This is a genomic window from Pseudomonas fluorescens (genome assembly GCF_902497875.1).
Taxonomy (GTDB): domain Bacteria; phylum Pseudomonadota; class Gammaproteobacteria; order Pseudomonadales; family Pseudomonadaceae; genus Aquipseudomonas; species Aquipseudomonas fluorescens_BR.
In genome coordinates this window covers 96,073-113,408 of the sequence record NZ_CABVHY010000007.1, presented here as the reverse complement: position 1 = coordinate 113,408, position 17,336 = coordinate 96,073, and the positions used below count along the sequence as shown (strand labels likewise).

Annotated in this window: 17 protein-coding genes; 8 read left to right on the top strand and 9 right to left on the bottom strand. The window is 59.0% G+C overall.

Annotated features, from left to right (window positions below; genetic code table 11):
- Positions 1 to 158: 158 nt before the first annotated feature.
- Together F8N85_RS08800 and trmA are read left to right on the top strand one after the other, a co-directional pair.
- Positions 159 to 1,454, top strand: a complete 1,296-nt coding sequence (locus tag F8N85_RS08800) for an NCS2 family permease (RefSeq protein WP_150803249.1) — start codon at positions 159 to 161, stop codon at positions 1,452 to 1,454.
- Complete coding sequence (gene trmA, locus F8N85_RS08795; protein ID WP_150803248.1) at positions 1,451 to 2,539, top strand: tRNA (uridine(54)-C5)-methyltransferase TrmA; 1,089 nt, start codon at positions 1,451 to 1,453, stop codon at positions 2,537 to 2,539. Before F8N85_RS08800 ends, trmA begins: the two co-directional genes overlap by 4 nt.
- 66 nt (positions 2,540 to 2,605) lie before the next feature.
- Here the strand turns inward: trmA and F8N85_RS08790 are convergent, their stop codons facing one another.
- On the bottom strand, positions 2,606 to 3,052 hold the full coding sequence (locus tag F8N85_RS08790) for a DUF2442 domain-containing protein (RefSeq protein WP_150803247.1): 447 nt from the start codon (positions 3,050 to 3,052) through the stop codon (positions 2,606 to 2,608).
- Positions 3,049 to 3,477: a DUF4160 domain-containing protein gene (locus tag F8N85_RS08785; protein ID WP_150803246.1), complete on the bottom strand. Its 429-nt coding sequence runs from the start codon at positions 3,475 to 3,477 to the stop codon at positions 3,049 to 3,051. Before F8N85_RS08785 ends, F8N85_RS08790 begins: the two co-directional genes overlap by 4 nt.
- Before the next feature lie 322 nt (positions 3,478 to 3,799).
- Here F8N85_RS08785 and aroQ point away from each other — a divergent pair, with 322 nt between their 5' ends.
- Both aroQ and F8N85_RS08775 read left to right on the top strand, forming a co-directional pair.
- Complete coding sequence (gene aroQ, locus F8N85_RS08780; protein WP_150803245.1) at positions 3,800 to 4,240, top strand: type II 3-dehydroquinate dehydratase; 441 nt, start codon at positions 3,800 to 3,802, stop codon at positions 4,238 to 4,240.
- A gap of 5 nt (positions 4,241 to 4,245) precedes the next feature.
- On the top strand, positions 4,246 to 5,100 hold the full coding sequence (locus F8N85_RS08775) for a shikimate dehydrogenase (RefSeq protein ID WP_150803244.1): 855 nt from the start codon (positions 4,246 to 4,248) through the stop codon (positions 5,098 to 5,100).
- Positions 5,101 to 5,216: 116 nt separating this feature from the next.
- On the opposite strand, the gene F8N85_RS08770 is transcribed toward F8N85_RS08775, so the two are convergent.
- On the bottom strand, positions 5,217 to 5,894 hold the full coding sequence (locus F8N85_RS08770; protein WP_150803243.1) for a TetR/AcrR family transcriptional regulator: 678 nt from the start codon (positions 5,892 to 5,894) through the stop codon (positions 5,217 to 5,219).
- Between the two features lie 104 nt (positions 5,895 to 5,998).
- The gene (gene quiC, locus F8N85_RS08765) at positions 5,999 to 7,909 is read right to left on the bottom strand and encodes a 3-dehydroshikimate dehydratase QuiC (protein WP_150803242.1); all 1,911 of its coding nucleotides are present in this window, start codon (positions 7,907 to 7,909) and stop codon (positions 5,999 to 6,001) included.
- A 674-nt stretch (positions 7,910 to 8,583) separates the two neighbouring features.
- Here quiC and F8N85_RS08760 point away from each other — a divergent pair.
- Entirely contained in the window at positions 8,584 to 9,921 is a 1,338-nt protein-coding gene (locus F8N85_RS08760; RefSeq protein WP_150803241.1) for an MFS transporter, read from the top strand.
- 57 nt (positions 9,922 to 9,978) lie between these two features.
- Here the strand turns inward: F8N85_RS08760 and F8N85_RS08755 are convergent, their stop codons facing one another.
- On the bottom strand, positions 9,979 to 10,857 hold the full coding sequence (locus F8N85_RS08755; protein ID WP_150803240.1) for a DMT family transporter: 879 nt from the start codon (positions 10,855 to 10,857) through the stop codon (positions 9,979 to 9,981).
- 178 nt (positions 10,858 to 11,035) lie between these two features.
- Positions 11,036 to 11,812, bottom strand: coding sequence for an IclR family transcriptional regulator (locus F8N85_RS08750; protein WP_150803239.1), 777 nt, complete (start codon positions 11,810 to 11,812; stop codon positions 11,036 to 11,038).
- A gap of 289 nt (positions 11,813 to 12,101) precedes the next feature.
- Here F8N85_RS08750 and F8N85_RS08745 point away from each other — a divergent pair, with 289 nt between their 5' ends.
- Together F8N85_RS08745 and F8N85_RS08740 are read left to right on the top strand one after the other, a co-directional pair.
- On the top strand, positions 12,102 to 12,995 hold the full coding sequence (locus F8N85_RS08745; protein WP_150803238.1) for a neutral zinc metallopeptidase: 894 nt from the start codon (positions 12,102 to 12,104) through the stop codon (positions 12,993 to 12,995).
- The gene (locus F8N85_RS08740) at positions 12,995 to 13,954 is read left to right on the top strand and encodes an alpha/beta hydrolase (RefSeq protein WP_150803237.1); all 960 of its coding nucleotides are present in this window, start codon (positions 12,995 to 12,997) and stop codon (positions 13,952 to 13,954) included. Before F8N85_RS08745 ends, F8N85_RS08740 begins: the two co-directional genes overlap by 1 nt.
- Before the next feature lie 114 nt (positions 13,955 to 14,068).
- Here the strand turns inward: F8N85_RS08740 and F8N85_RS08735 are convergent, their stop codons facing one another.
- The 3 genes from F8N85_RS08735 to F8N85_RS08725 form a co-directional block, all read right to left on the bottom strand.
- The gene (locus tag F8N85_RS08735) at positions 14,069 to 14,662 is read right to left on the bottom strand and encodes an HAD family hydrolase (protein ID WP_150803236.1); all 594 of its coding nucleotides are present in this window, start codon (positions 14,660 to 14,662) and stop codon (positions 14,069 to 14,071) included.
- Positions 14,659 to 15,528, bottom strand: coding sequence for an acyl-CoA thioesterase II (gene tesB, locus F8N85_RS08730; protein WP_150803235.1), 870 nt, complete (start codon positions 15,526 to 15,528; stop codon positions 14,659 to 14,661). Before tesB ends, F8N85_RS08735 begins: the two co-directional genes overlap by 4 nt.
- A gap of 106 nt (positions 15,529 to 15,634) precedes the next feature.
- Positions 15,635 to 16,204 (bottom strand): GNAT family N-acetyltransferase, encoded by a 570-nt coding sequence (locus F8N85_RS08725; RefSeq protein WP_150803234.1) that lies wholly within the window; start codon positions 16,202 to 16,204, stop codon positions 15,635 to 15,637.
- Between the two features lie 86 nt (positions 16,205 to 16,290).
- On the opposite strand from F8N85_RS08725, the gene F8N85_RS08720 reads away from it, so the two are divergent.
- Entirely contained in the window at positions 16,291 to 17,211 is a 921-nt protein-coding gene (locus F8N85_RS08720) for a histone deacetylase (protein WP_150803233.1), read from the top strand.
- The last annotated feature ends 125 nt before the right edge of the window (positions 17,212 to 17,336 follow it).

Here is a 17,336-nt window from a genome sequence, read left to right as displayed (position 1 = left end):
GCAAAACAACGCCGACGATCGCAGCCATTCGCGCACGCTGCTGGTATGATGCGCGGCTTTTTCCGACCCACAGAAAATCCACAGGCGCTTCAAGTAGTCTGTGCTTTGCTATTCAGGTCGATACATTCACGGCGCCCGACGCGCCACGGGGAGCGGACATGCTGGAAAGGCTGTTTCAACTCAAGGAACACAACACCAACGTGCGGACCGAGATTCTTGCGGGCCTCACGACCTTCCTGGCCATGGCCTACATTCTGTTCGTCAACCCGAGCATCCTCGGCGAGACCGGCATGGACAAGGGTGCGGTGTTTGTCGCGACCTGTCTGGCGGCGGCCATCGGTTCGACCGTGATGGGCCTGATCGCCAACTACCCGATCGCCCTGGCGCCGGGCATGGGCTTGAACGCCTTCTTTACCTACACCGTGGTCCTGAACATGGGCCATACCTGGCAAGTGGCGCTGGGGGCGGTGTTCATCTCAGCGGTGATGTTTTTCCTGTTGTCGATCTTTCGCATTCGCGAATGGATCATCAACAGCATCCCGCTGGCGTTGCGCTCGGCAATTGCCGCTGGTATTGGTTTGTTTCTGGCGCTGATTGCCCTGCACAACGCTGGTATCGTGGTAGGCAACCCGGCCACCATGCTTGGCCTGGGCGATCTGAAACAACCGGCTCCGATCCTCGCTACCCTGGGTTTCGCCCTGATCGTTGCCCTTGAAGCGCTGAAGATTCGCGGCGCGGTTCTGATCGGTATTCTCTCGGTGACAATCGTTTCCATTGCGCTGGGCTTCACCCCGTTCGGCGGCGTGATGTCGATGCCGCCATCGCTGGCGCCGACCTTCCTGCAACTGGATATCATGGGCGCACTGGACATCGGGCTGGTCAGCGTAATCTTCGCCTTCCTGTTCGTTGACCTGTTCGACAACTCCGGCACGCTGATCGGTGTAGCCAAGCGCGCAGGGTTGATGGGCAAGGACGGCCACATGCCGAAAATGGGCCGTGCGTTGATCGCCGACAGTACCGCGGCCATGGCCGGTTCCTTGCTGGGCACCTCGACCACTACCAGTTACATCGAATCGGCAGCAGGCGTCAGCGCCGGTGGCCGTACCGGTTTGACCGCCGTTGTCGTGGCGATCCTGTTTCTCTTGGCGCTGTTCTTTTCACCACTGGCCAGCAGTGTTCCAGCCTTCGCTACCGCTCCAGCCTTGCTGTTCGTCGCGGTATTGATGACCTCCGGGCTGGCTGAAATAGACTGGGACGACATCACCGTTGCCGCGCCGGTGGTCGTCACCGCCCTGGCCATGCCGTTCACCTACTCCATCGCCAACGGCATCGCCTTCGGCTTCATTTCCTGGACCGCCATCAAACTGCTGTCCGGTCGTGGCCGTGAACTGAACTCGGCGCTGGTGATTCTATCGATTCTGTTCGTGATCAAGTTGGGTTGGTTCAACGCATGAGTGCTCCGTCTTTCGATTCCGGGTCCTACACCCTTCAGCTCAATGAAAAAGCTGCGCGCCTGCGCGAGTTGCTCGCGCCGTTCGATGCGCCCGAGCCTCAGGTGTTTGACTCACCGCTGAAAAATTTCCGGCTGCGCACCGAATTCCGCCTGTGGCGCGAAGACGGCCAGCGCCACTATGCGATGTTCGCCCCTGGGGACAATCGCACGGCGATCCTGATCGAAGAGTTCCCGATCGCCAGCCTGCGCATCAATCAATTAATGCCGCAGCTCAAAGCCGCGTGGCAAGCCAGCGCAGCCTTGAGTCACAAGCTGTTTCAGGTGGATTTCCTGACGACCCTGGCTGGCGATGCGATGATCACCCTGTGCTATCACCGCCCTCTGGACGAGCACTGGCAAGTGGCTGCCAAACAGCTGGCCGCCGATTTGAATGTCAGCGTGATTGGCCGCTCCAAGGGCAAACGTGAAGTGATCGGCCGCGATTATGTGGTCGAGAAGTTTGATGTCGGCGGCCGCACGTTCAGCTACCGCCAACCAGAAGGCGCCTTCACCCAGCCCAACGGCACGGTCAACCAGAAGATGCTCAACTGGGCCTTCGACGCCCTCGGCGAATGCTCGGATGATTTGCTCGAGTTGTATTGCGGCAACGGCAACTTTACCCTGCCGCTGGCGACCCGCGTGCGCAAGGTGCTGGCCACCGAAATCAGCAAGACTTCGGTGAATGCTGCGCTGAGCAACCTCAGCGAAAACGCTGTAGATAATGTCAGCCTGGTGCGTTTGTCCGCCGAAGAGCTGACCGAAGCGCTGAACGAGGTTCGCCCGTTCCGACGCCTGCATGACATCGACCTCAAGAGCTACGAGTTTGGCAGCGTGTTCGTCGATCCGCCGCGCGCCGGCATGGACCCGGACACCTGCGAGTTGACCCGGCGCTTCGAGAATATTCTTTATATCTCGTGCAACCCGGAAACCCTCGCAGCCAATATCGCGCAACTGCATGACACCCACCGCATCAGCCAATGTGCGATGTTCGACCAGTTCCCGTGGACCCATCACATGGAGTCCGGGGTGTTGTTGACCCGACGCTGAAACCGATCTGACAAACACATACAGCCGTCGCAATGACGGCTGTTTCATCTGGGTCATCCGGGCTATTCAAAGAGCAACATCGACCTTGCGCGGGCGACCACCCTTCTTGCCGTTGGCACGTGCCGCCTGCGCTTTGGCAATGCTGCTCTGGCGACCATTATGAGAGGCGACCACTACCGCCGCCATGTCCATCAACGGCTTGCTGGCCGATATCAGGCCGGCAATGGAAACCTGTAAATCCCGCGCCTCATGACAGATCGCGGTACCTGCAAAACCGACTTCCAGGCTGTCGAAATCCGCGACTGTGAAATCTTCAAACTCCGAGTAATTCTTTATCGGCAGGAGAATTCTGCTGCCGTCTGCAAAACCGATAGACAGGCACTGTTCCTGAAATTTCACCGTGGTCGCGTTCACCCCTCCACTGCGGCGGGCCTGGCCACGCTCTATCGCCTGATCCAGAACAGCCTCGGTCACCGGCCGGTCGATTTGCGCCTTGGCCTTTAGCGTTTTCATAGTTCGATCTCCACCCCTTCGGGCGCGTCAAGCAGCCCCAGCAGGGTTCTATTTCCTTCTATCTCATAGCGAGCAGACTCAATCAGATAAGTCGTGCTGCCAGGTCCTTTGGTTGCAACCACTTCATCCGCCAGCCAATCCCAGGACTGATTGTCCAGGCAGACCGTGTTTAATCGGCTCCACCAGACGCTGCGAGCCTGCTGCAAATGGGCAGGCTGTTTCAGCTCCTGGCGTAACCCCTCAAGAACCGCCACAGGTGGACGGCGCGAATAGGGAATGACATCCCAGAGCTCGACGCCATTGTGCCAAAAGCTGAATTTGAAACGAGCACTCCATCTGCCGCCATCCACATGCACGTGAGGCGGACAATGTTCGTCGCGCAGCATGACCACCATCACCAATCCTTTGTACTTGCATATCTTCATGCTAACCCATCCGTTAGGTTTTAGAACCCCTTGGATTCTGTTTTCCGTGTGTGATCCGACGGCTGGCAGTTTTTCCACACCGCTAGCGGTTGAGATTAGTTCTGGCGACGGGCAACGGTTCTCGTCTCACGCCGCAAAGTAGTAAGCAATCCTTGCAACCCTACCTTCGGCCCTGGAGCTGAATGTCCGATCAGCGAACACTTCTTTACGTCCTTGCCCGTCTGGGGGTCGTCCTGTAATTGACCAAATTAACTAGTTAGTACATTTTATCTCCGCAGGCTGATCCACTCGGCCAACGCCAAAAACAACAATGGAGATACCCATGCCACCTATCGTTCTGGTGCTCAACGGCCCAAACCTGAATTTGCTCGGTACCCGCGAGCCAGCAACTTATGGTCATGAAACCCTGGCGGACATTTCGATCTTGTGCGGCCGCGCCGCAGAGGAGTTCGGTCTGGCCGTGGAGTTTCGCCAGACCAATCACGAAGGCGAGTTGCTCGACTGGATTCACAGTGCCCGCCGCCGTTGCGCCGCCATCGTGATCAACCCGGCAGCCTGGACCCACACTTCAGTGGCGATCCGCGATGCGTTGGTGGCGAGCGAACTGCCCGTGATCGAGGTACACCTGTCCAACGTCCACGCCCGCGAGCCGTTCCGTCATCACTCGTTCGTATCGGCGATCGCCACGGCGGTGCTCTGTGGATTTGGCAGCAATGGCTATCGCCTGGCGCTGGCGCATTTGAGCCAGCGGTTGAAGGGGTGATCAATATGTCGCGGAACAATTGTGTACTGGCCGGCCTGATTGGCGCGGGCATCCAGGCCTCACGCACACCCTCGCTGCACGAACACGAAGGCGATGCCCAAGGCCTGCGCTACCTCTATCGACTGATCGACCTGGATCAGTTGAAGCTCGACAGCAGCGCCCTGCCCGACCTGCTGCTGGCCGCCGAGCGCATGAACTTCACCGGACTGAATATCACCTTCCCGTGCAAGCAAGTAATCCTGCCATTGCTCGACGAACTCTCAGCGCAAGCCCGTGGCATCGGCGCGGTGAACACCGTGGTGTTCAAGGAGGGCAAGCGCATCGGCCACAATACTGATTGCCTGGGTTTCGCCGAGGGTTTTCGGCGCGGCTTGATCGGCGTCGCCCGGGAGCGCGTGGTGCAGATGGGGGCTGGCGGTGCGGGGGCAGCGGTGGCCCACGCACTGCTGAGCGAAGGTGTGCAACAGCTGAGCATTTTCGATGTGGAAACCAGCCGCGCGCAAAGCCTGGCAGACAATCTCAACAAGCACTTTGGTGCCGGCCGCGCCTGTGCAGGAAACGATCTGCCAAGTGCACTGGCGCAAGCCGATGGCTTGGTGAACACCACGCCGATGGGCATGGCCAAGCTGCCTGGCATGCCGGTATCGGTGGAGTTGCTGCGCGCGCAATTATGGGTCGCTGAGATCGTTTACTTCCCGCTGGAAACCGAACTGCTGCGCAACGCCCGCGCTTTGGGTTGTCGCACGCTGGATGGCGGCACCATGGCAGTGTTCCAGGCGGTGAAGGCGTTTGAATTATTCAGCGGGGTAGTGCCCGATGCGCAGCGGATGCTGGAGCATTTTCAGAGCATGAATGGTTGAAAAGCAAAGATCGCAGCCTATCGGCAGCTCTTACAGACGGCGGGGTGTCATGCCGTTCCGCAGCCCGTAGGAGCTGCCGAAGGCTGCGATCTTTTGGCAGCACACGACTTGAAGCGTCAAGCCTGTAGATACCTCAACACCGCCTCGCAAATCATCTCGCGATGGCGCTGTTTGATCGCTTCATCCGGCAGGTCGATCTGAAAGATTTCGCCGAGGGTATGGCGATTCGAGACCCGGTAGAAGCAGAACGAACTGATCAGCAAATGCACGTCCAGCGGTTCAAGCCCGCTGCGGAACACCCCTTGCTCAACTCCTTTGTGCAGAATTTCACCCAGCGCATGGAGGATGGTGTTGTTCATCGCCTTGATCGCGTCGGACTGCTTCACAAATTCGGCGTTGTGGATGTTCTCGATGCTGACGATACGCACGAAATCGACATTGTGGTCGTGGTGATCGAAGGTGAATTCCACCAGCCGCCGAATGGCCTCGCGAGGCTCCAGCGCAGCCAGGTGCAGACGGCTCTCGGTGTTGCGGATATCACCGTAGAGTTTTTCCAGCACTTCGACGTAGAGCTGTTCCTTACTGCCGAAGTAGTAATAGATCATGCGCTTGGAGGTGTGGATTCGCTCGGCGATGGCATCAACACGAGCACCCGAAAGCCCCTGCTGGACGAACTCGACAATGGCTTCTTGAAGAATGTTCTCGCGGGTCTTTTCCGGGTTGTTCTTGCGACTCTTGCGCGGCGCGAGAACAGGCTCGTCGGTCGCTACAGAGAGTTCTGAGGTCATTGTCATTCCGGGCTCACGGCCACCACTGCACAGACTGCCGATTATGAGCCGCACCGCGCCGGGAAAGAAAGCACGGAGGCGGCTGTTTACCCCATCCCATTACGAAATCCCTACAACTTGGCGTGCCGCACACCCCCGCTACGCGACTTCGCCATCGCTGCCAGACGCACCGCTACGTTCGCCGCGCCATACCCCGCATAGCCATTCTTGCGCTGGATAATCTCGAAGAAGAAACGTCCTTCGAAGGGTTCAGTATAGACGTGGAACAGCTCGCCACCTTGTGCGTCGCGGTCGTACAACACGTTGTAGTACGCCAGTTCGCTGAGGAATTCGTCGTCGAAATCGAAGCGTGCCGCGAGGTCGTCATAGTAGTTGAGCGGGATGTCCAGCAGTGGCACACCGGCTTCTTTGGCCCGCCTGACTTCGACGAAGATGTCCTCACAATCGAAGGCGATGTGGTGCACCCCGGAACCGCGATAACTGGACAGGGCGTGAGAAATCGCCGTGTTGCGGTTCTCGGAGATGTTCAGCGGCAAACGAATCGAGCTGCATCGGCTGCGCAGTGCTCGGCTCTTCACCAGGCCATAAGGATCCGGCAGCACCACTTCATCGTCGGCTTCGAAATCCAGCAGGCTTTTGTAGAACAGCACCCAGCTGTCGAGACTGTCCGCCGGCAGTGCCATGGCCATATGATCGATGCGCTTGAGGCCACCGCTGGCGGTCGACGCCGGTTGCAGGTTGAAGTCAGTGTCATAGAGGGTTTTCCCGTCTGCGTCCCGGTCCACCAGGTAAATCAGGCTGCCATCCGGTGCCCGCACCGCCGCCAGCTCAAGCTCGTTTGGCCCGACCAGGCCGCGATAAGGCTGACCTTTATAAGCCACTGCCCGGGCCAGCGCGCTGGCGCTGTCCTTGACCCGGATCGCGGTGGCGCACAGCGACGGACCGTGGGCTTCGAAAAAACTGTGGGCAAAGGAATAGGGTTCGGAGTTGAGGATCAGGTTGATATCACCCTGACGCAACAGACTGACACTCTTGGAGCGATGCTGGCCGGCCTTGACGAAGCCCAGCCGTTCCAGCCAATGGGACAGCTTGGCGCCGAGGCTTTCATCCACCGCAAACTCAAGAAACTCGATACCGTCGTACTCGCTGGCCGCAGGCGTAGCGAACAGCGTATCGAGATTGGCCAGCGGCACGGCTTCTTGTTGCAGACGCTCGCGAGTCTTTTCTTCCAGATAGAGCAGCGAACGCAGACCATCGGCGGCATTGGCCCGAGGCGGCGCGGCGCGGAAACCGTCATTGAAGATTTCCAGCGACAACGGCCCGCTGTAGCCGCTCTTGATGATCGGCGCGAGGAAACCTGGCAAGTCAAACTCGCCTTGTCCCGGGAAACAGCGGAAATGCCGGCTCCACTCTAGAACGTCCATGGCCAGAATCGGCGCATCGGCCATTTGCACGAAGAAGATTTTGTCGCCGGGAATCTCGGCAATGACACTCGGGTCGCCCTTGAGCGACAAGGTATGAAAACTGTCCAACAACACCCCAAGGCTCGGGTGATCGGCCTGGCGAACAATGTTCCAGACCTGTTGATAAGTGTTCACATGCCGGCCCCAGGCCAAGGCTTCATAACCGATGCGCAAGCCACGAGCGCCGGCGCGCTCGGCCAGCAGCCGCAAGTCATCGATCAGGATCTGCTCATCACCGACACTGTCTGCCGAGGCGTTGCTGCACACCAGCACCAGGTCGGTGCCCAACTCCTGCATCAGGTCGAACTTGCGCTCGGCCCGTTCGAGATTGCGTGGCAAGCGCTCGCGTCGGCAGCCTTCAAAATCGCGGAACGGTTGAAACAGCGTGATGGCGATACCCAGGTCCGCGCACATCTGCCTGATTTCCCGCGGGCTGCCGTCGTAATAGAGAAGATCATTCTCGAAAATCTCCACCCCGTCGAAACCGGCGGCGGCAATGGCTTCAAGCTTTTCCGGCAGGGTGCCGCTCAAGGAAACGGTGGCAATGGAACGCTGCATGTTTCAACTCCCGATGTTATGTGCACAGAACTCGTAGCAGCTGGCGAAGCCTGTGTTCGGCCGCGTAGCGGTCGTAAAATGGACGACCGCGATTCATCTGACACACCGAGTCAGCTTGATTGCGACCGCTTCGCGGCCGAACGCAGCCTTCGGCAGCTGCTACGGAGTTAGCGCTGTGAATTATTGAGCCGGCCCGTCCATACGGCAATTCAAAGTGTACGAACTAGTTAGTTTTATGGGCGATTATCGAACAGAATGGCCGTTGACGAATTGACGATTTTTCGCTCACTGCGCACCATCGACAGCACATTGAGCCCGCTGGCAAAAGCGGGGTTCAGTGACCAAAGACCCAGAACAGACCATAAAAATTTCAAAAATCGGGTACACCCCTATGCTCACATTCAACGTCTTGCTCTTGCGCTCTACCGACTCTGCGCCTTGCCTTGCGCCCACTCGCTCCCCGCTTCCGGACGCTTCAAGTGCCTTGGGCTGAACCGTACCTGCTCGCTGAATAAACCGCTTTCGTCCGCTCAGCCCAGGCTTGAGTCGACGAGAACACTCAGCCGATCAATCATTGGTTTGACTCCGGGCAAGCCCACGCCCCCTGACGATTGATCACGCGCCCTTGAAGTCCCGACGAGCATCGCTCGTCAGTCATTGAACGGATGGCCCATATGATTCCTACTCAAAGCTCACGCATGGCCTCTGGCCTGGGTGCCGCGTCCGGCGGCGTAGGTGACAAGATTCGCTCGGCAATGGCCGTCGGCAAGACCCGTTGGGGCATGCTGGCACTGGTGTTTTTTGCCACCACACTGAACTACATCGACCGCGCCGCACTGGGTGTGATGCAACCCATCCTCGCCAAGGAAATGAGCTGGACGGCGATGGACTACGCCAACATCAACTTCTGGTTCCAGGTCGGCTACGCCATCGGTTTCGTGCTGCAGGGGCGACTGATCGACCGGGTTGGCGTCAAACGGGTATTTTTCTGCGCGGTGCTGCTCTGGAGCCTGGCGACCGGTGCTCACGGCCTGGCGACTTCCGCGGTCGGCTTTATGGTCTGCCGATTCATCCTCGGCCTGACCGAAGCGGCCAACTATCCGGCCTGCGTAAAAACCACCCGGTTGTGGTTTCCCGCCGGTGAGCGCGCCGTGGCCACCGGTATCTTCAATGCGGGGACCAACGTCGGGGCGATGTTCACCCCCATGCTGCTACCGCTGATCCTCCACGTTTGGGGCTGGCAGGCGGCGTTCCTCTGCATGTCGGCGCTGGGCGGGATCTGGCTGGTTTTCTGGGGTCTGAAATACTTCAACCCGGAAGATCACCCTTCGGTCAAACAATCCGAACTGGACTATATCCAGCAGGAAGTCGAACCGGAACCAACCCGCGTGCCCTTCTCGCGGATCCTGCGTATGCGTGGCACCTGGGCCTTCGCCCTGGCCTACTCGCTCACCGCGCCGGTGTTCTGGTTCTACCTGTACTGGCTGCCGCCCTTTCTGAACCAGCAATACAACCTGGGCATCAACGTGACCCAAATGGGTATCCCGCTGATCATCATTTACCTGACCGCCGACTTCGGCAGCGTCGGCGGCGGCATTCTGTCCTCGTTCCTGATCGGTCGTGGAATCAACCCGATCAAGGCACGGCTGATGTCGATGCTGCTGTTCGCCTGCTGCATCATCGGCGTTGTCATGGCGGCAGGTTCGAGCAATCTGTGGGTCGCGGTGTTCGCCATCTCCCTGGCCATCGGTGCACACCAGGCCTGGACCGCGAACATCTGGAGCCTGGTGATGGATTACACGCCCAAACACATGATGAGCACGGTGTTCGGCTTCGGCGGCATGTGCGCAGCCATCGGCGGGATGTTCATGACCCAGTTGGTCGGCCATATCCTGACCATCACCAACAACAACTACACCGTGCTGTTCACCATGATTCCGGCGATGTATTTCATCGCGCTGATCTGGATGTACTTCATGGCGCCGCGCAAGATCCCGACAATCGAAGACTGATCCAGCCTCTCCCGCAGGCCTGGTTCCAGGCCTGCGCATCTCTGCGGCGTTGATTCATCACTGGCGCCGCTGTTGCCAGACCGCCGCCAGCCCGCTGAGACAAATCACCCCGATGCCAAACACGGTTGTCAGGCTCGGTGTGTGGGAAAACAGCAGCCAGCCAAGCAGACCGGCGAAGACAATCTGGCAATAACCAAAGGGTGCCAGCAATGCCGGTGCCGCGTGGCGGAATGCTTGGGTCAGGAACAGATGCGCCGTCATGCCAAAAGCCCCCAGCGCGACCATCAGCAAGCCATCGCCAACGCCCGGCGCTTGCCAGAAGAACGGCACCAAGGCACTCATCACCAGGGTGTTGCACAGGCCGGCAAAAAAGTTGCTGGTAGTCGGGCTGTCGAGCTCACTGAGCTTGCGCGTGAGCAATTGATAGAAGCAGAAAAACAGCGCCGAGCAGAATGGCAACAGCACCGCCGGCGTGAACAACTCGCCGCCGGGATGAACAATGATCAACACCCCGATGAAACCGCAGATCACCGCCAGCCATTGGCCGCGGGTAACGTGCTCACCAAGCAGCGGCACCGACAGCGCCGTGACCAATACCGGCGCAAGAAAATTCACCGCCGTCGCTTCGGCCAGCGGGATGAACAACAGGCCGGTGGTGAACAACAGGCTGGTGCTGAGCAAGCACAGCGCCCGTAAAAACTGCAACAACGGGCGTTTGCTGCGCAATACCCGTAAACCCGATTGCGGCAGGAAAATCCCGGCCATCAGCAAGGTGTGAACCAGATACCGAGCCCAGACCACCATCACCACCGGGTAAAAACCAGAGAGGTATTTCGACAAGGCGTCATGGCTGGAAAATAAAAAAGTCGCCACCACAACCAACAGAATGCCCTTGAGGGGCTGATTGACACCGGAAAGGGGAGTGCTGAGGGTCATGAGGGCTCTCTTGAGTCATGCATCAAGGGCATAAACCCCTTCGTCGGCAATGAAGTGAATTTTGATTATTTAGAACTCAGTTCCACTTTCAATCAAGAGGCAGACACAATGTTGTGCGAATGACGAACGAATTATGGAACGTTCGACGCCATGCTTACATTTAGATCAACCGAAAAACTCAACTAAACAACTCCGACGCCTGGCTCGCCGCCGACAACTCGTCTGCAAACTTCAGCAGCAGCGGCGCCAGCTCGTGCAGTCGTGCCTGGGGCATTCGCGCACTCGGCCCGGCAACGCTGAGCACTCCGATGACCCGCCCATCCAGCGGATGACGCACCACCGCGGCAAGGGCCGAGGTGCCGACTGCCGAACTCTCTTCGACCCAGGCATAGCCGTGCTCGCGGGCCAGACGCAAACGCTCGAGCAACTCGATATTGGAACGTGGCGCATTCGGGCCCCGCTCCAACGGCACGTCCGTGGCCTGCCGTTCAACCAGCGATAGAGCTTCGGCATCGCTCAGGCACGCCAGCCAGGCATGTCCGGAAGCGGTATAGAACAGTGGCGCATCGCGGCCCATGTCCGGGTCGTAACGCAGGCCGGAACGAGCTCCCTGGGACTTGGCGATCCAGGTCTGGCGATCGCCCTCGATGACCCCCAGACGCACCAATTCACCCGTTTCCTGAGCCAGGCGATCAAGCACCGGCTGAACGATATCGGCCCCGCTGCTGGACAGGTAACGAAAGCCCATGGCGACCAGTTTGGTCGACAGGTGATAACGCAGATTGTCTGGATTCTGCCGTACGTAACCCAGGCGAATCAGCTCGGCGAGCAGCCGGTGGGTAGCGCTTTTCGGGATGTCCAGTTGCTCCGCCAGTGTCTGCATCGGGAGACCCCGCGGATCACTGGTGAGACTTTCCAGAACGCTGAAAACGCGTTCGATTTGACTGCCAGCCATGGGTGAAGGTCCAGAGGAATGTGCTGTTCAGATTATATTTTGAAATCAAGTTCCACAAAACCACAATCATTCGATGGTTTTCGAAGTGCTGTTTGGAAAACAGCATAAAACCATCGCCAGACGGAATTAGATGGGATTTCCATGTTCTATGGAGTTCTGGATATTTTCCGGCCACGAAGAAATCAGTGCCGTGAATGCTAAGGTGCAAGACAAATGCCGGACGACCGGACTGGCGCCAGTCCCACTCACCAGCAACACTCATCACCAAGCTTAAGTAGAGGATTCCCACATGCTATGGAAAAAAGGCCGACGCAGTGACAACGTGGTGGATGCTCGCGGTGACGATACTGGCGTTGGCGGCGGTGGGATGCGTTTCGGTGGTGGAAAGGGTCTTAGCCTGACAGCCATTGTGCTGATCGTCGGCATTGGCTGGCTGACCGGCCAGGACCCGATGCAGATTATCGGGGAACTCACCGGGCAGATGACCGAACAATCGGCACCGGCCACTCAACAAACTCGCAAGGCTCCACCGGCCAACGATGAGCAGGCGGAATTCGTTCGCTCCATCCTGGGCGACACCGAGGACACCTGGGGTCAGATTTTCCAGCAGGCCGGGCGCAACTATAAGAACCCGACGCTGATCCTGTTCAGCAACGGGGTGAACTCTGCCTGCGGTTTTGCCACCTCCGCCACCGGCCCTTTCTATTGCCCGGCGGACCAGAAGGTTTATCTGGACATGAGCTTCTTCCGCGAAATGTCCCAGCGTTTCTCTGCTGCCGGCGACTTTGCTCAAGCCTACGTGATCGCCCACGAAATCGGCCATCACGTACAAACCCTGCTCGGGGTTTCCGCGAAAATTCAGACTGCCCGGCAACAGGGCCAGCGCATGGAAGGCGACGGCGGTTTGCTGGTGCGTCAGGAACTGCAGGCCGACTGCCTGGCGGGTGTCTGGGCCAACAATGCGCAGAAACGCTTGAACTGGCTGGAGCCGGGAGACATCGAAGAAGCCCTGAACGCGGCCAATGCCATCGGTGATGACCGCTTGCAACAGCAGGGTCAGGGCCGCGTGGTGCCGGACTCATTCACCCATGGTTCCTCAGTGCAACGGGTTCGCTGGTTCAAGACCGGCTTTGCCCAAGGTCAGGTCAGCCAATGCGACACCTTTGCCGCGAAAAACCTGTAATGCGTACGTGGCTGCTGGCCCTACTGATCATCTGCGCCAGCACCCAGGCTGACGAGCAAGGGGTGAAGGCGATCAGCTCCGGGCGCTTGCAGGTGAAAGGCGGCGAGATGGCGGTGAGCGTAGGCCCCGCGCCGACTAAAATCGAGCGTGTGCTGATCGTCATTCATGGTCGTTCACGCAATGCTGAAATCCACCGCCAGAGCGCTGAACAAGCCGTCGATAAGGCCGGGCAAAACATGACCACTCTGGTGGTCGCCCCGCAATTTCTCAATGAAACCGATATCGCTGGCCATCAACTGCCGGACAGCGTATTGCGCTGGCAGGGCAATGACTGGATGGCCGGCGGCTTATCCACAGGTCAGGATCCTCTGAGTTCCTACAGTGTTATCGACGAAATCGTCGCCCGACTGGGTGATCACCAACAGTTTCCGGACGTGAAGGAAGTCGTCATCGCCGGTCACTCCGGTGGCGCGCAGGTGGTCCAGCGTTATGCGTTGTTGAGTCAGGATCAGCCAGCCCTCAAGACGGCCGGCGTACAGGTGCGCTACGTGATCGCCAACCCCTCGTCGTACGCCTATTTCAATGAGCAACGGCCGGTGGCCTTCAGTCACGCTGGTTGTCCGGCCTTCAATCGCTGGAAGTACGGGCTGAAGGACTTGCCCGCCTATGCCGGCGGGCAAACACCCGCACAACTGGAGGAAATCTACGTCAAACGTGACATCAGTTATTTACTCGGGCAGCAGGACAACGACCCGAATCAAACGGCGCTGGATAAAAGTTGTGAGGCGCAAGCCCAGGGCGCGAATCGGTTGATCCGCGGGCACAATTATTTTAACTATCTGAAGCGGCGCCACCCTCAAGGGCTCAATCAGCAGCTGATTGAAGTGCCCGGTGTCGGGCATGACGGGGACGGGATGTTCAAATCGCCCGAGGGGCAGAAGGCGTTGTTCAGGCAATAGAACCCTGGTGCCTGATCTGACGCCTTCGCGGGCAAGTCGGATCACCGCACCGCCGCGCCCACAGTTGACCGCGCTCACCCGTAGATGCTGCCGCAGGCTGCGATCTTTTGATCGTCAAGCGGACAACATTTGCCGCAACGCCAGACAATCCTGCGCATGCCAATCGGTCAATTCCGGCCAAGGATTATCCGGCAGATTGACCAGCACGGTCCGCGCACCCGCCGCGCGACCGCAGTCCAGGTCGAAGCGATAATCCCCGACCATCACCAACTCACTCGGTGCGATATTCCAGGCCTGGGCCAGTTTCAGCAAGCCACCGGGATGGGGTTTTGGCGGGGCCTCATCGCGGCCCAGCACATCCTCCACCGCAAAGCAGTCCGCCAGACCGATCGCTTCCAGGGTCACATGGGCCAGCTCACGGGCGTTGCGGGTCAGGATGCCAAGGCGATAGCCGCGCCCCGCCAACTCGCGCACCAACTCCACCGCACCGGGGGCCGGCCGCGAACCCAGCGCCAGATCGCGTTCGTGCTCAAGCAACCAGGCATGTTTGGCCGCTGCCTCATCAGCCGGCAGCGCGGCGAGATGGGTCAGGATGTCGTGTTCAGCGGGAATCGCCAGCGCTTCGCGAATCGCCGCAAAGTCGTGCACGGCAATCGTCAGCGTGCCGTCCATGTCGAACACCCAATACCGCACCTCGCCCAGACTCATGCCCAATCCTTGCGATGACGAATCAAGCCTTCCTGAGTGACCGACGCCACCAATTGCCCGGCGCGATTGAATACGCTGCCACGGGAAAATCCGCGGGAGTTTCCGGCCCACGGGCTGTCCATCGCATAGAGCAGCCAGTCATCGGCACGCAGGTCGCCGTGGAACCACAAGGCGTGGTCGAGGCTGGCGACCTGCATGTCTTTCTGCCAGACCGACTTGCCGTGGGGCAGCAGTGAGGTGGTCAACAGGCCGAAGTCCGAGGCGTAGGCCAGCAGGTACTTGTGCAGTGCCGGCGAGTCGGCCAGGGCGCCATCAGCACGGAACCAGACGTATTTGATCGGATCGCCAGGTTGTGGGTTGTAGGGGTCTTTTTCGGTGACCGGGCGCACTTCTATCGGTTTGGCGCACAGCAGCTTGTCGCGCATGTGTTCCGGGATCAGATGCGCATACTGCTGAGTGATTTCCAGTTCCGTTGGCAGATTCTCCGGCCCGACCACTTGTGGCATCTGCAGTTGGTGTTCGAACCCTTCTTCGTCAAATTGAAACGAAGCGCTGCAGGTGAAGATCGGATTGCCCTTCTGGATCGCCGTGACGCGACGGGTACTGAAACTGCCGCCATCGCGCACTCGATCAACCTGATAGACCACCGGCAGAGCGGCGTCGCCGGGGCGCAGAAAATACCCGTGCATCGAATGCACATGACGCGCTTCTTCGACAGTCTGGCTGGCGGCCGACAACGACTGACCCAGTACCTGGCCGCCGAACAACTGACGGAAGCCCAGGTCCTGGCTGCGACCGCGAAAGAGGTTTTCTTCGATCGGTTCCAGGGTCAGCAGGTCGACCAGATCTTCCAACACGTGGCTCATTCAGACTCTCCTCACACAGAGCAATGCCGCGCAGTCTTGGCTGCGGCGGTCGATTCAGTTTTTGGCCCGAGCCAACAATGGACCCATTGTAAACGTCCAGGCAGGCTTATCCATGCAAGGTTTCCAGCCATTGTTCACGCGTGATGCGGTACAGCACATGATGGCGCAACGGATCATCGCTGCCGAGCTTCGGATGCTCGAAGTCGTGCACGGGGTCGTAGTGCATGCCGATCGCCTGCATGACTTTCTGCGACGGCTGGTTTTTCGCAGTGGTAAACGCCACGACCTCCTTCAGCGACAACCGGTCAAAGCCGCAACGCAGAGCGGTCCAGGCTGCTTCGCTGGCATAACCCAATCCCCAATGTTCACGAGCCAGACGCCAGCCGATTTCAGTCGCAGGGGTAAAAGGTGCATCGAATCCCACCACGGCGAGCCCGGTAAAGCCGATAAACGCCCCGGTATCCTTGCGCTCCAGTGCCCACAGGCCGAAGCCATGCTCGGCAAAATGACCGCGTATTCGCCCGATCAATCCCGCACTTTCCAGACGACTCAAGGGCGCCGGGAAATAGCGCATGACCTGGGGATCGGCACACATGGCTGCAAATTCCGGCAAATCACCATCTTGCCACTGACGCAACAGCAGTCGTGCGCTCTCAAGTTCCAGTATCGGCTCCATCGTGCCCCTCCGTTTCCATGCCGCAAGTCTACATCGCTGGTAGGATCCTTCACTCATTCCTACATACCTGCCTAGATAAATCTGCCATGCCCCTGCCGCTGATCTATCACGAAGACTACAGTCCCGAGTTTCCGGCGGAACATCGCTTCCCCATGGACAAGTTTCGCCTGCTGCGCGATCACCTGGTCGACAGTGGCCTGACCCGTGACTCCGAGCTGTTGCGTGCGCAACTATGCCCGTCGGAGATTCTCGCCCTCGCCCATGACCCGGGCTATATCGAACGTTATATGAGCGGCGAGTTGTCCCGCGAAGATCAACGACGTCTCGGTCTGCCCTGGAGCGAAGCACTGGCCCGGCGCACCGTGCGAGCGGTGGGCGGTTCGCTGCTGGCCGCCGAGCAGGCGCTGGAACATGGCCTGGCCTGCCACCTGGCTGGCGGTACTCATCACGCCCATTACGACCATCCGGCCGGGTTCTGCATTTTCAACGACCTGGCAGTGATCAGCCGCTACCTGCTGGAAAGCGGCCGGGTGGGCCGGGTCCTGATCTTTGATTGCGACGTACACCAGGGCGACGGCACTGCACGCATTCTGGAAAATACACCGGACGCCGTGACCGTTTCCCTGCATTGCGAAAAGAACTTTCCGGCACGTAAAGCCCAAAGCGATTGGGACATCCCGTTGGCGATGGGCATGGGTGACAGGGACTACCTCAAGGTGGTCGACGATGCCTTGAACTACCTGCTGCCGCTCTACCAGCCGGACCTGGTGCTGTATGACGCCGGGGTCGATGTGCACAAGGATGACGCGCTGGGCTACCTGAAGTTGACCGACGAGGGTGTCGCTGCTCGTGATGAAAGCGTGCTGCGCCACTGTCTGGGGCGCGACATTCCGGTGGTCGGAGTGATTGGTGGCGGTTACAGCAAGGACCGTAAAGCCCTGGCGCGACGCCATGGGATTCTCCATCACAGCGCGCAACGGGTCTGGGTGTCATCAGGTTGTCACTGAGTTGTGGGTGCTTTACCCACAATGCCTGTGGAACTGCCTGTGGATAACCTGAGTGAAAGGCCCTGCAGGCCAGAGTGTATATAGCCTGCAAACTGCTGGTTGTTTTTTGATCAACCAAAAGCTTC

What these genes read in the sequence shown, in the direction of transcription:
- F8N85_RS08800 (WP_150803249.1), top strand. Translation starts at nt 159, where the DNA reads ATGCTGGAAAGGCTGTTTCAACTCAAGGAACACAACACCAACGTGCGG.
- trmA (WP_150803248.1), top strand. Translation starts at nt 1,451, where the DNA reads ATGAGTGCTCCGTCTTTCGATTCCGGGTCCTACACCCTTCAGCTCAAT.
- F8N85_RS08790 (WP_150803247.1), bottom strand. Translation starts at nt 3,052, where the DNA reads ATGAAAACGCTAAAGGCCAAGGCGCAAATCGACCGGCCGGTGACCGAG.
- F8N85_RS08785 (WP_150803246.1), bottom strand. Translation starts at nt 3,477, where the DNA reads ATGAAGATATGCAAGTACAAAGGATTGGTGATGGTGGTCATGCTGCGC.
- aroQ (WP_150803245.1), top strand. Translation starts at nt 3,800, where the DNA reads ATGCCACCTATCGTTCTGGTGCTCAACGGCCCAAACCTGAATTTGCTC.
- F8N85_RS08775 (WP_150803244.1), top strand. Translation starts at nt 4,246, where the DNA reads ATGTCGCGGAACAATTGTGTACTGGCCGGCCTGATTGGCGCGGGCATC.
- F8N85_RS08770 (WP_150803243.1), bottom strand. Translation starts at nt 5,894, where the DNA reads ATGACAATGACCTCAGAACTCTCTGTAGCGACCGACGAGCCTGTTCTC.
- quiC (WP_150803242.1), bottom strand. Translation starts at nt 7,909, where the DNA reads ATGCAGCGTTCCATTGCCACCGTTTCCTTGAGCGGCACCCTGCCGGAA.
- F8N85_RS08760 (WP_150803241.1), top strand. Translation starts at nt 8,584, where the DNA reads ATGATTCCTACTCAAAGCTCACGCATGGCCTCTGGCCTGGGTGCCGCG.
- F8N85_RS08755 (WP_150803240.1), bottom strand. Translation starts at nt 10,857, where the DNA reads ATGACCCTCAGCACTCCCCTTTCCGGTGTCAATCAGCCCCTCAAGGGC.
- F8N85_RS08750 (WP_150803239.1), bottom strand. Translation starts at nt 11,812, where the DNA reads ATGGCTGGCAGTCAAATCGAACGCGTTTTCAGCGTTCTGGAAAGTCTC.
- F8N85_RS08745 (WP_150803238.1), top strand. Translation starts at nt 12,102, where the DNA reads ATGCTATGGAAAAAAGGCCGACGCAGTGACAACGTGGTGGATGCTCGC.
- F8N85_RS08740 (WP_150803237.1), top strand. Translation starts at nt 12,995, where the DNA reads ATGCGTACGTGGCTGCTGGCCCTACTGATCATCTGCGCCAGCACCCAG.
- F8N85_RS08735 (WP_150803236.1), bottom strand. Translation starts at nt 14,662, where the DNA reads ATGAGTCTGGGCGAGGTGCGGTATTGGGTGTTCGACATGGACGGCACG.
- tesB (WP_150803235.1), bottom strand. Translation starts at nt 15,528, where the DNA reads ATGAGCCACGTGTTGGAAGATCTGGTCGACCTGCTGACCCTGGAACCG.
- F8N85_RS08725 (WP_150803234.1), bottom strand. Translation starts at nt 16,204, where the DNA reads ATGGAGCCGATACTGGAACTTGAGAGCGCACGACTGCTGTTGCGTCAG.
- F8N85_RS08720 (WP_150803233.1), top strand. Translation starts at nt 16,291, where the DNA reads ATGCCCCTGCCGCTGATCTATCACGAAGACTACAGTCCCGAGTTTCCG.